General features: G+C 46.1%; 10 protein-coding genes. 8 read left to right on the top strand and 2 right to left on the bottom strand.

Translation table 11 applies throughout. The features are described 5' to 3' along the window. Positions 1-222: 222 nt before the first annotated feature. Positions 223-792 carry a helix-turn-helix domain-containing protein gene (locus tag ACI3EW_RS04730; protein WP_002578395.1) on the bottom strand — a complete coding sequence of 190 codons (570 nt, stop codon included), beginning with the start codon at positions 790-792 and terminating at the stop codon, positions 223-225. Positions 793-1,357: 565 nt separating this feature from the next. Here ACI3EW_RS04730 and ACI3EW_RS04735 point away from each other — a divergent pair. The 4 genes from ACI3EW_RS04735 (at position 1,358) to clpB (ending at position 6,546) form a co-directional block, all read left to right on the top strand. Next, the gene (locus tag ACI3EW_RS04735; RefSeq protein ID WP_002578394.1) at positions 1,358-1,552 is read left to right on the top strand and encodes a hypothetical protein; all 195 of its coding nucleotides are present in this window, start codon (positions 1,358-1,360) and stop codon (positions 1,550-1,552) included. Positions 1,553-1,684: 132 nt separating this feature from the next. After that, the gene (locus ACI3EW_RS04740; protein ID WP_405581377.1) at positions 1,685-3,007 is read left to right on the top strand and encodes a tyrosine-type recombinase/integrase; all 1,323 of its coding nucleotides are present in this window, start codon (positions 1,685-1,687) and stop codon (positions 3,005-3,007) included. A 338-nt stretch (positions 3,008-3,345) separates the two neighbouring features. Next, positions 3,346-3,792 carry an Hsp20/alpha crystallin family protein gene (locus tag ACI3EW_RS04745; protein WP_015555115.1) on the top strand — a complete coding sequence of 149 codons (447 nt, stop codon included), beginning with the start codon at positions 3,346-3,348 and terminating at the stop codon, positions 3,790-3,792. Between the two features lie 153 nt (positions 3,793-3,945). Continuing rightward, positions 3,946-6,546, top strand: a complete 2,601-nt coding sequence (clpB, locus tag ACI3EW_RS04750; protein WP_405581374.1) for an ATP-dependent chaperone ClpB — start codon at positions 3,946-3,948, stop codon at positions 6,544-6,546. Between the two features lie 288 nt (positions 6,547-6,834). Here clpB and pcp read toward each other — a convergent pair whose 3' ends face one another. Next, positions 6,835-7,476: a pyroglutamyl-peptidase I gene (gene pcp, locus ACI3EW_RS04755; protein WP_405581371.1), complete on the bottom strand. Its 642-nt coding sequence runs from the start codon at positions 7,474-7,476 to the stop codon at positions 6,835-6,837. A gap of 336 nt (positions 7,477-7,812) precedes the next feature. Here pcp and ACI3EW_RS04760 point away from each other — a divergent pair, with 336 nt between their 5' ends. The 4 genes from ACI3EW_RS04760 to ilvN all read left to right on the top strand — a co-directional run bounded on the left by ACI3EW_RS04760 (position 7,813) and on the right by ilvN (position 12,219). Further along, positions 7,813-8,688: a methionyl aminopeptidase gene (locus tag ACI3EW_RS04760; RefSeq protein WP_405581368.1), complete on the top strand. Its 876-nt coding sequence runs from the start codon at positions 7,813-7,815 to the stop codon at positions 8,686-8,688. Between the two features lie 157 nt (positions 8,689-8,845). Further along, the gene (locus ACI3EW_RS04765) at positions 8,846-9,484 is read left to right on the top strand and encodes a type I phosphoribosyltransferase (RefSeq protein ID WP_015555111.1); all 639 of its coding nucleotides are present in this window, start codon (positions 8,846-8,848) and stop codon (positions 9,482-9,484) included. Between the two features lie 526 nt (positions 9,485-10,010). After that, positions 10,011-11,675 (top strand): biosynthetic-type acetolactate synthase large subunit, encoded by a 1,665-nt coding sequence (gene ilvB, locus ACI3EW_RS04770; RefSeq protein WP_405581364.1) that lies wholly within the window; start codon positions 10,011-10,013, stop codon positions 11,673-11,675. Positions 11,676-11,682: 7 nt separating this feature from the next. After that, positions 11,683-12,219: an acetolactate synthase small subunit gene (gene ilvN, locus ACI3EW_RS04775; protein WP_015555108.1), complete on the top strand. Its 537-nt coding sequence runs from the start codon at positions 11,683-11,685 to the stop codon at positions 12,217-12,219.

Below are 12,219 nucleotides of genomic sequence, written 5' to 3' on the forward strand. Positions count from 1 at the left end.
GACAAGAAGTAATTTAGTTGTTATAAGTAATAATACTGTGTATTGGGCATAATCTAAGTTTCGCTAAGTTTCGCTAAGTTTCGCTAAGTTTCGCTTATGTAGGTGTCTGAGGGAAATTCGATAGTTAAAACATGAAAAAAAGCACTGAAAACCGTTTGATTATTGGTTTTACAGTGCTTTTTCTTTTACTAAAGAGAAAAAAAGCAGTGAATTTAAGTTTTGCTAAGTTTCACTGAGTTCTGATTTTACAGACCGCCATTGTTTCTTAGGCTCATATTTCCCACACCCGTCACAAGTCTGTGGCCAGTTGATTTTCCATTCAAAATATTCATCTCTGGTAATCTCACCGGATTTTAGTTCATCCATTCGAATTACCCATTCTTTCAGAAAATCATTCAGAACCCCATAGTCAAACCACATACAGACAGGTGCATGAGCCGGCCAGCCATCATTGTCATGATAGTAAACGGAAGTGTCTGCTACTTCATTACATTTTTCACCGGGAAATTTCTTAGGGAGAAACAGATGCAATGCAGATGGATTAAATTCATCCAGCCAGAAAAGCAGTTCCATCATTTCGGAAGCGTCACGTCCAGCGGTATCATAGAGGGTATAAGGATTGACATCCAGAGCCTTAGCCATTTTATCGACCAGATCTTTTTTTGGAACACGAACGCCTTTTTCATATTGTACAATTCTATGTTGATCGGTCAGTCCAATCTTCTCTGACAGTTCTTTTTGTGTCATTTTCCGGAATGTCCGAATTTTTTTTAGTTTCAGATTAAAATTCATAAAGTCACCTCTGCATTAGTCCTGATAAACATCCATTAAAGACAGTAAAATCAAGAAATGAATAACTATTTGTCCATATTATAACACAAGCTGGCAGAAAATCAATAAAAAAGAGTACAAAAAAGAACCTAAAACACATGAAGTGGTATTGACATTAGCAGTAACGGGGGATATAATGGCATTAAATCGAAATAGGTACAAAAATGTATACCTACAAAACTTTTGATTGTTGAACCTTGAAAATTGAATGAGCTGTATGGGTGCCTTTCGGGGCTTAAAGGTAACACAGGATTCCACCGCTGTATCAGAGAGTAGTATGTGGAAACCGAAGATACTCCGGCAACGGCTGGTATGCTTGAGAAGAAGCTGCCAGTATTCAGAAAGATTTCTGATAGAGGTCAAATGTAACGTTGACACCGCTATATACAAATGGAAGCCAACACGCCGAACGGAATGGAAAATCATCGTAAGAAGTCCAAATAAAAAGTAGATGTACTGACAACGGGCATAACCGCTGTCTGGGAGGTGATGCAGAAGAATACGGAGGAAAGGAGGTATGTGCATCATGAGAAAAACAACAGAGTATAAGGCTGAGAACCGTCTGACGGTAGATATTGAAGGATTAATGGCAATGTTATCCTGCGGAGAAGTAACTGCAAAGAAAATTGCAGACTATGCAGAAGCAAGAGTGATTGTTGGAAGACGTGTTCTCTATAACGTGGATAAGATAAAAAAATATCTTGATGCAATGGCAGTGTAATGAAAGATAAAAGGATAAAATACAACAACTTTCCTTCGGAATGAAAAGGGAAAAGGGTAAAATATTCCTGCGAAACAGGCAAATAAAAATTAGCATTTTGCAGGGATTTACCCTTGGAAATCATAAAATATTATGTTAATCTGTGAGCAGATATCAGGCAGTAAATGGCTGATACCGACAGGACAAAAATCATTCCGAATAACGAAAAATGAAGTGAAAGGAATGATTGATATGGCAAGAAAAGATAATAAAGGCAGAAATTTAAAAACAGGTGAATACCAGCGGCCGGATGGACGTTATGAGTATCGTTACAAGGATGAAATTACCGGAAAGCGTAATTCGGTTTATGCAGCTGATCTGGCGAGTCTGCGAGAAATGGAAAAGAAGATCAATAAGGATATGGAGGATCTGCTTATTACAGACGCATCAGTCAAGAAGCTGACTGTAAATACGTTGTTTGAGCGATACATGGCAACAAAGAATATCAAGGAAAGAACGAAAAAGAATTATATCCGTATGTGGGACTACCGGATACGAAATACTTTGGGAAACATTCGTGTTGTAGATTTTAAGACATCTCACGTAAGGATGTTCTTTTCCGCATTGTCAGATGAAGGACTGGCACACAGTACGATCAAAGGTCTTTATGGCTTATTGAATCCCAGTTTTGAACTGGCAGTGGATGATGGGATTATCCGCAAGAATCCGGTAACAGGAACACTTGGAGATTATGGGGCTCCAGCAAAGGAGAAAGAAGCACTGACACTGGAACAGCAGGAAAAACTTCTGAAGTTTGTTGAACAGAGTAATGTGTATAAGCCTCATCTTCCAATGATGCAGGTTATGTTTGGGGCTTGCCTGAGAGTGAGTGAAACCATCGGCTTAACCTGGTCGGATGTGGATATGAAGAATCGGGAGATCCATGTAGGTGGACAGCTTGTATATTATGAAGGTGATGAAGGATATTGTTTCCATGATTCAGAAACCAAAACGGATGCAGGAATCAGAGACATTCCTATGACACAGATGGTATATGATGCGTTCCGTAAACAGAGAGAGCTGAACCTGATGCTTGGTTTGCAGAGTAATGTAGAGATTGGTGGACGCAGTGGATTCATCTTCAATACAAAGCATGGACGTCCGATTATGCCAGCGGGAGTGAACAGCTTTCTGAAAAATATTGTCAATGCCTATAATAAGAAAGAAAGCAAACTGGCAGAAGAAGAGAAACGAGAGCCGGAGCTGATGCCTCCCATTTCATCGCATACCCTTCGTCATACGGGATGTACCAGATTGGGTGAGAACAATGTCAATCCTAAAGTTATGCAGTATGTCATGGGCCATTCGGATGCACAGATCACAATGAATGTCTACAATCATATTGCAGAAAAGTCTCATGTGGAGAACGAGATGTCTAAAATGAATCTGCCAGAAACCGTACCTGCTGTGGTATAAACCAGAAGTCGTTGTCGTAAAATGTGGTAAGAAAATCAGACGAATATATTTTTCCAAGAATTTGTGGTAAAAATGTGGTCAAATCAAGAAAATCGAGTGCGAAAGTAAGTGAAAAATCCCTGTGAAGCCCGTAAAATCAAGGCTTCACAAAATCTTCACAAAATAATTAGCACTCACCTATTGACAGTGCTAATAATATGTGTTATATTACATGCAGAACAAAGGAAGAGAGAAAAATCAAAGGATCTCAAGGAGTTCCCAAGATTGGAAAATCTTCTGAAGTTCTTTCAGATAGATGACAAACAAGAAAACAGGAATTCTGATTGGAGGAATGATTTATGTATATGCCGAGTATTTTTGGAGAAAGTTTATTTGATAATATGTTCCCGTTTGATGAGAAGTTCTTTACAGAAAAGAAGGATCCGCTGTATGGTAAGAATGTATCCAGACTGATGAAGACAGATGTCAGAGAGACAGAAAAGACGTATGAGCTTGATATAGATCTTCCGGGATTTAAGAAAGATGAGATCCAGATCGAACTGAAGGATGGCTATCTGACCGTCAGTGCCGAGAAAGGTCTTGATAAGGACGAGGAAGATAAGAAAGGCAAATACATCCGCAAGGAACGTTATGCAGGTGCTCTGAGCAGAACCTTCTATCTTGGCGAGGAGATTCGGGAAGAGGAGATTAAGGCGAAATTCGAAAACGGTATCCTGAGTGTATCGATTCCGAAAGAGGAAGAGAAGAAGGTTGAAGGTCCGAAGCACATTTCCATCGAAGGGTGATCTGACAGTCCCGAGCGGTAACGATACAGAAACGTGTGCGAAGCTGCCACGTATCTGAAAGATTAAGCCGCCCGGCGGATGAAAATTTCGCTGGGCGGTATTACTGACAACAAACACAACAAGTACTTCAGAATTGAAGGGAGGCTTGCGATCATGAATATCAGCAAATTTACACAGAAATCAGTGGAAGCAGTCCAGAACTGCGAGAAGCTGGCTTATGAATATGGAAATCAGCAGATCGACCAGGAACATCTCCTGGTGAGTCTGTTAAAGTTAGATGACAGCCTGATCTTAAAGCTGATCACAAAGATGGGAATCTCCGGTGAGCAGTTTACAGATGAGGCAGAAGCAGCACTTAAGAAGCTGCCGAAGGTATCCGGAGGCGGACAGGTCTATCTTACTCAGGACCTCAATAAAGTCCTGATTGACGCCGAGGACGAGGCAAAGGCGATGGGAGACGAATATGTTTCCGTCGAGCATCTGTTCTTATGCCTGTTAAAAGAACCGAACAGGGCAATAAAGGAACTGTTCCGTACTTATGGGATCGACCGGAATAAATTCTTACAGGCATTGTCCACAGTCCGCGGCAACCAGAGAGTTACCAGTGATAATCCGGAGGCAACCTACGATACCTTGAATAAATACGGTTCCGACCTTGTAGAAAAGGCAAGAGATCAGAAGATGGACCCGGTGATCGGCCGTGACGCCGAGATCCGGAATGTGATCCGGATCCTTTCCAGAAAAACGAAAAACAACCCGGTTCTGATCGGTGAACCTGGTGTTGGCAAGACCGCCGTTGTAGAAGGTCTTGCACAGCGTATCGTCCGCGGCGATGTGCCAGAGGGCTTAAAAGATAAGAAATTATTCTCACTGGATATGGGTGCCCTTGTTGCGGGTGCGAAATACCGTGGTGAGTTTGAGGAACGTTTAAAAGCCGTTCTCGATGAGGTGAGAAAGAGCGAGGGACAGATTATTTTGTTCATCGATGAGCTTCACACCATCGTCGGAGCCGGAAAGACGGAAGGCTCCATGGATGCCGGCAATATGTTAAAGCCGATGCTTGCTCGTGGTGAGCTGCACTGTATCGGTGCGACAACTCTGGACGAGTACCGGAAATATATTGAGAAGGATCCGGCTCTGGAACGTCGTTTCCAGCCGGTTATGGTTGATGAGCCGACGGTTGAGGATACGATTTCAATCCTTCGTGGACTGAAGGACCGTTATGAGGTTTATCACGGCGTAAAGATCACCGATTCCGCGCTTGTAGCGGCGGCAACTCTTTCCAACCGTTATATCAGCGACCGTTTCCTTCCGGATAAGGCCATTGACCTGGTGGATGAAGCGTGCGCAATGATCAAGACGGAGCTTGATTCCATGCCGACGGAGCTGGATGAACTCTCCAGAAAGATCATGCAGCTGGAGATCGAGGAGGCGGCTCTCAAGAAAGAGACAGATCATTTAAGTCAGGAGCGTCTTGCGGATCTTCAGAAGGAGCTTGCGGAGCTTCATGACCAGTTTGCGACTCAGAAGGCCCAGTGGCAGAATGAGAAGGCGACGGTTGATAAGCTTTCCTCCATCCGTGAGGAGATCGAGGCAGTCCATCGTCAGATCCAGGATGCACAGCAGAAATATGATCTGAATAAGGCAGCAGAGCTCCAGTACGGTAAGCTTCCGCAGCTTGAAAAAGAGCTGAAGGAAGAGGAGGAGAAGGTAAAGAACGCAGATCTGAGCCTTGTCCATGAGAGCGTTACCGAAGATGAGATCGCAAGGATCATCTCCCGTTGGACCGGTATCCCGGTTGCAAAGCTCACGGAGAGCGAGAGAAACAAGACTCTTCATCTGGACGATGAGCTCCACAAACGTGTTGTCGGTCAGGATGAGGCAGTTGAGAAGGTTACAGACGCGATCATCCGTTCCAAGGCCGGGATCAAGGATCCGACAAAGCCGATCGGTTCCTTCCTGTTCCTCGGACCTACCGGTGTCGGCAAGACAGAGCTTGCAAAGACACTTGCGGCAAGTCTGTTCGATGATGAGAACAACATGGTCCGGATCGATATGAGTGAATACATGGAGAAATACTCCGTATCCCGTCTGATCGGAGCGCCGCCAGGATATGTCGGATACGATGAGGGCGGTCAGCTCACAGAGGCAGTCCGCAGAAAACCGTATTGTGTCGTTTTGTTTGATGAGATCGAGAAGGCACATCCGGATGTATTCAATGTTCTGCTTCAGGTCCTCGATGACGGACGTATCACAGATTCCATGGGCAAGACCGTGGATTTCAAGAATACGATCATTATCCTGACCTCCAATATCGGTTCCCAGTACCTGCTTGACGGCATCGATGAGAACGGTGATATTAAGCCGGAGGCAAAGGCTGAGGTCATGAACGATCTGCGATCACACTTCCGTCCGGAGTTCTTAAATCGTCTTGATGAGACGATCCTCTTCAAGCCGCTCACAAAGAACAACATCGGAAGCATCATCGATCTGCTTGTTGCCGATATCAACAAGCGTCTGGCAGATAAAGAGCTTGTGGTTGCACTTTCCGATTCTGCAAAGCAGTTTATCGTGGACAACGGTTATGATCCGGTATACGGCGCAAGACCGCTTAAGAGATATCTGCAGAAGAATGTGGAGACTCTGGCAGCCCGCCTGATCCTGTCGGATGGTGTCCATACCGGAGATACGATCAAGATCGACGTGGTCGACGGAAAACTCAATGCGTCTGCGGAGAGAGGAACAAAAGAATAATCAGAAAACCGGATTCCGGGCGGGTGCCTCGAAAGGCAGTCCGGAACCCGGATAAAAGAAAAACGTAACTATTCAGTACCTTCATAGTTACACGCAAAAATCCATTCCAGATCAGCTTCGCTGATGGGATTTTTGCCCTCCAGCCTATGTTTTCTTACGGTCAGCGCAGCAAGTGCGCAGACCTACTGAACAGTTACAGAAAAACTTCATCTCTGGAAACCTTCAGACTGATATCACAGCCTGAAAAAATTCCGGAGATGAAGTTTTTTTGTGCGACAGAAGTGACTTTTAGTGCGTCTCTCCTCCGACCACTTTGATATCCTGCTCATATTCAACAGCGGCCTTCACAGCCGCTTCCAATGCAGCCGTAATATCCGCAATAGCCATAGACGGGGTCGCCGGTTTATTGACAACCTGAGAAACGGCATACGGAACGTGGATAAAGCCGCCGCGTACATTTGGAAATTCCTTTTGGATATAGTATAAAATTCCATACATGACATGGTTGCAGATATAGGTTCCTGCGGTGTTGGAGAGGGTAGAAGGATAACCGGCGTTCCTGATCTCCTGAACCATCGCCTTCACGGGAAGATTGGAGAAATAGGCAGCATCCCCATCTGCAAAGATCGGCTCATCGATGGGCTGGTTTCCTTCGTTATCCGGGATTCTTGCATCTGTTACATTGATCGCAACACGCTCCGGAGTCACGCCGAACCGTCCGCCGGCCTGGCCGATGCTGATAACGATATCCGGGTGGAGCTCCTGCATTTTTTCATGGACTTTCGCAATGGATTTAGCGACTACGGTCGGGATCTGCAGCTTTGTGATCGTTGCCCCGGCGATCTCGTTTTTCATGGCTTTTACGGCTTCCCATGCCGGATTGATCGGTTCTCCGCCGAAGGGGTCGAACCCGGTGATCAGTACGTTCATGTAAATTCCTCACTTTCTTTAAAGCCGCCTCTGCAACGCGGGGGATTTTCAGTCCGGAAAATCCACGCCGTGATATTAACGGCATATTTTCTCAGGAGACTTATTTGACAAACAGAGTCTCCGACGTTATGATAGATAAGGATATTATACAGGAAAATAAAAGAATTCGCAAACGCAATTCCTGTACACGGACAGGAATTTTCTAATGTGCAATCACGCGAAGATATAGATTGCCGCACACGACTGCGTGAGGCGCGAGAATGTGCCAGGCACATTTTTTGTTGAAAATCCTGTGCGATGCAGAAATGCAAAAACAGATAGAAAAGAGGAAAAATTATGTTTCGCAGAATCGGAAAAAATGATCCATGCTGGTGTGGAAGCGGGAAGCCATATTGTGAGTGCCATATGGCATTTGACCAGAAGATCAGTCGTGCTCGTTTTGCAGGCCACGAGGTTCCGTCCCACAAGATCATCAAGACACCGGCACAGATCGAGGGGATTCGTGAGAGCGGAAAACTGAATGTGGCAGTCCTTGACTATGTGGCGGAGCACATCAAGGCGGGAATCACCACAGAGGAGATCGATCAGTGGGTATACGACTTTACGACAAAACATGGCGGGATTCCTGCACCGTTAAATTATGAGGGATTCCCAAAGAGCGTGTGCACCTCCATCAATGATCAGGTATGCCACGGAATTCCGTCCAAGGATGTTGTCTTAAAAGACGGTGATATCATTAACGTGGATGTCTCCACGATCCTTCACGGATATTTCTCTGATTCGTCCAGAATGTTCCTGATCGGCAATGTGGACCCGGAGAAGGAAAAACTTGTCCGCGTCACGAACGAAGCTGTGGAAAAGGGGCTCGAGCAGGTAAAACCGTGGGGATTCTTAGGAGATATGGGTCAGGCTGTCCATGACTATGCGAAGCAGAACGGTTACACTGTTGTCGAGGAAGTCGGCGGTCATGGTGTCGGTCTTGAGTTCCATGAGGATCCGTTTGTAAGCTATGTGACAAGACGGGGCGAGGAGATGCTTATGGCACCGGGGATGATCTTTACCATCGAGCCGATGATCAACATGGGCCGCCCGGATATCTTTGTGGATGACAGCAACGGCTGGACGATCTATACCGATGACAGGCTTCCGTCCGCCCAGAGGGAGATCATGGTACTCGTGACAGAGACCGGACATGAGGTCCTTGCGTGGTAGAAAAAACAGGGAGAAAAACCGTTACTGTTTGCGCAAGGCGTAAACAGTGACGAAAAACCTGATGAAAAACAGGAAAATTCCTTGAATAGTATCTGAAAATTCGGTATAATATAGTCAAATAACAGTAAACGTGAGATTTGAATAAGGAGGATCGTGTATGGAGTTAAAGTATGACAAAATTCAGACGACCGGTACAGATACCCCGTTAAAAATCGTAAAGGGACATTTTGCAACGAATCATGCCCACACGAATTACTATTTTGACCTAACGACGGTAAAGAGCCGTCTGAGTGAGGCGGGAGGAATTGCCCAGGCACTCGTACATATGTATCTGTACGATATGATCGTCGATACGATCGTATGCATGGAAGGGACCGAAGTGATCGGAACACTTCTTGCGCAGGAGCTGACAAAAGGCGGTTTCATGTCGAAGAACGCCCACAAGACGATCTACGTTATCAAACCGGAGTTCAACAGCAACAGCCAGATTGTGTTTAAGGACAATTACCGCGCAATGATCAACGGAAAGAATGTGCTGATCCTCACTGCGACTGTGACAACAGGCTTGACGATCAACAAGGCGATCGAGGGTGTCCAGTACTATGGAGGAATTATTCAGGGGATCTCCGCAGTATTCAGCGCGCTTGAGAATGTCAATGGGATTCCGATCAAGTCGGTATTCGGATTAAAAGATGTTCCGGATTACCAGTACAGCGATTACAGGAACTGTCCGTTATGTAAGGAAGGAAAGAAACTGGATGCGCTGATCAATCCGTATGGATATTCAAAACTGTAAAAATAATTTGAAATAGAAGCAGCTCTGCAGGCCGGGGAAAATCCCGGTGTCTGCAGAGCTTTTTCTTTTAACAGGAAACTCTGCGGAATTCCCTGTTAAACAAAAAGGCATTTACGATCGGGTAATGTTGCATAACTCTGGTTCATACAAGCTATAAAAAGAAACTACTTGCAATTTTTGACAAAGTGCTTATAATAAAACATAGCAACATTGCTGAAGGGCAACTGGAAAGGAGACGCAAAGATATGACGAATCTTATTCTACTCGCAGTCGTGATTCGAATTATCGTCAGCATTATCGTCGTGAACGGGAATGCTTATTTGCGTTATACTGAATCTGGGATTGCCTGATAGAAACTTGAAAGAACAAGTTACGAAAGAAAGCAAAGCCTTACAGTGTAACGCTGTAAGGCTTTTTTATACCTGAATTTTGATACGGACATTTGTCCGTACCGAAAAAAGAAAAGACGGGAATGTCTGACAGAGTCGGACATTCTGAAAGAAATAAGATGAGGGGAAAAACAGCTATGAAAATGAACGGAGCGCGGATCCTGGTGGAAGAGCTGATCCATCAGGGCGTGAGAGTGGTCTTCGGATATCCGGGGGGCGCAGTGCTTGATATCTATAACGAACTCTATCTTGCGTCTGACCGTATCGGACATGTCTTAGCGGCCCATGAGCAGGGAGCTGCCCATGCCGCTGACGGATATGCGAGAGCAAGCGGAAAGACCGGCGTGGTCCTGGCGACAAGCGGTCCCGGTGCTACAAATCTGGTGACAGGGATCGCGAATGCCTACCTCGATTCCGTACCGATGGTCGCGATCACAGGAAACGTCGCGGTAAACAGTCTCGGAAAGGATTCTTTCCAGGAGGTGGATATCGTCGGGATCACACAGCCGGTAGTAAAACACAACTTCATGGTCCGGGACATCAAGGATCTTCAGAAGACGATTATTGAAGCCTTCGAGATCGCGAATTCCGGACGTAAGGGACCGGTTCTCATTGATATTCCGAAGAACGTCCAGTCTGCGGAATACGAGTATGTGGAGGACTTAAAAGTCCCAAGTGTTGTAAAAAAACCGAGAAAGTCCGAGTGCGGAGACATTGGTGAAGTTGTTGAGATGATCAAAAAGGCGAAAAAGCCGTTTATCTACGCAGGCGGCGGTGTTGTGGCAGCAGGAGCCCAGGAAGAAGTTCTTGAGCTCTCAAAACGGGTCGACGCGGCGATCGGTCTTTCGATGATGGGGATCACCGCCGTTCCGGCCTCCTATCCGCTGAATCTTGGAATGTGCGGCATGCACGGAAAATATCCGTCCATCAAGGCCCAGTCCGAATGTGATCTGCTTCTGGCAGTCGGCGTCAGATTCTCTGACCGCGCGACAGGCGACCTGAACGAGTACACAAAAAAATGTATGACGGTCCATATCGATATCGACCGCGCGGAGATCGGAAAGAATGTCAGTCCTGATGTGAGCCTCTGGGGCGATGTGAAGGAGATCCTTACGAAGATTCTGGAAGCGCTCCCGGAAGAACGGCATCCGGAGTGGGTGAGTGAGCTTGAGGGCTATAAGAACGAGATGATCCTCCCGGCACCGAAACCTTACGGACCGGAAGCCATCATCGAGGAAGTTCACAGACATTGTACCGAGGACACAGTGGTCGCTACCGACGTCGGACAGCACCAGATGTGGACCATGCAGTTCTACCCGTTTGAAAAGCCGCATACGCTTCTCACTTCCGGCGGTCTCGGAACCATGGGATACGGTCTCGGAGCAGCCATCGGCGGCTGCATCGCCGCAAGGGGCAGAAGAACCGTTCTCTTCACCGGAGACGGAAGCTTCGGAATGAACTTAAACGAGATGGCGACGGCGGTGAGTCAGGAACTCCCGATCACCATCGTCATTTTCGACAATGATGTCCTCGGAATGGTAAGACAGTGGCAGACAATTTTCTACGACTGTCACTATTCCCAGACGATCCTGGACAGAAAGACGGACTTCCCGGCTCTGGCGAAAGCCTTCGGTGCTGACGGATACGCGGTCTACACGATGGAGGATCTAAAGAAAGCCCTTGATGTAGCTGACAAATCCCAGGGACCGGTTCTGATCGACTGTCACATTGATATGGATGAGAAAGTCCTGCCGATGATTCCGCCGGGACGATCCATCAAAGACATGATTGTGGAAGGATAAGGTGACCATGGAAAACAAAGTTGAAAAGTTTGCGGTCGCCATGATCGTAAACAACCGCTTCGGCGTTTTAAACCGCATCGCCGGTCTTTACGCAAAGCGCTGCTATAATATCGATAATATCTCCGCAGGAACACTTGATGATCCGAACTATACGCGGATCACGATCGTCTCCACAGGAGATGAATATATGAAGGACCAGGTGGTCCGTCAGCTGGAAAAACTCATCGATGTCCGCGCGGTAACCCTTTTGGAGCCGGAGAACACCGTTTTTGCCCAGCACATGTACATTAAAATGCACCTGACAGGGACCCACAGAGGTTCCAGTAAGCATCAGGTACTGGATCTGATCAACGAGTACGGCGGAAAAGTCGTAGACTTCGGTGAAGAGCATCTGACAGCCGAGATTACCGGAGACAGCAAAAAAGTTGAATCTTTTATTGAAAAAGTCAGAGATTTTGGTATATTAGAACTTAGCCGGTCGGGAGAGATCGCGATCGGTTTAGGAATAGACAACACATTATGTGTCGATCACAATGAAGAATAA

This window comes from Pilosibacter rotomagensis (assembly GCF_045062245.2).
Taxonomy (GTDB): Bacteria; Bacillota; Clostridia; order Lachnospirales; family Lachnospiraceae; genus Pilosibacter.

Bases quoted from the DNA above. Each gene is read 5' to 3' on its own strand.
- ilvB (WP_405581364.1), top strand. From the start codon at position 10,011: ATGAAAATGAACGGAGCGCGGATCCTGGTGGAAGAGCTGATCCATCAG.
- clpB (WP_405581374.1), top strand. From the start codon at position 3,946: ATGAATATCAGCAAATTTACACAGAAATCAGTGGAAGCAGTCCAGAAC.
- ACI3EW_RS04745 (WP_015555115.1), top strand. From the start codon at position 3,346: ATGTATATGCCGAGTATTTTTGGAGAAAGTTTATTTGATAATATGTTC.
- pcp (WP_405581371.1), bottom strand. From the start codon at position 7,476: ATGAACGTACTGATCACCGGGTTCGACCCCTTCGGCGGAGAACCGATC.
- ACI3EW_RS04730 (WP_002578395.1), bottom strand. From the start codon at position 792: ATGAATTTTAATCTGAAACTAAAAAAAATTCGGACATTCCGGAAAATG.
- ACI3EW_RS04740 (WP_405581377.1), top strand. From the start codon at position 1,685: ATGTTAATCTGTGAGCAGATATCAGGCAGTAAATGGCTGATACCGACA.
- ilvN (WP_015555108.1), top strand. From the start codon at position 11,683: ATGGAAAACAAAGTTGAAAAGTTTGCGGTCGCCATGATCGTAAACAAC.
- ACI3EW_RS04735 (WP_002578394.1), top strand. From the start codon at position 1,358: ATGAGAAAAACAACAGAGTATAAGGCTGAGAACCGTCTGACGGTAGAT.
- ACI3EW_RS04765 (WP_015555111.1), top strand. From the start codon at position 8,846: ATGGAGTTAAAGTATGACAAAATTCAGACGACCGGTACAGATACCCCG.
- ACI3EW_RS04760 (WP_405581368.1), top strand. From the start codon at position 7,813: ATGTTTCGCAGAATCGGAAAAAATGATCCATGCTGGTGTGGAAGCGGG.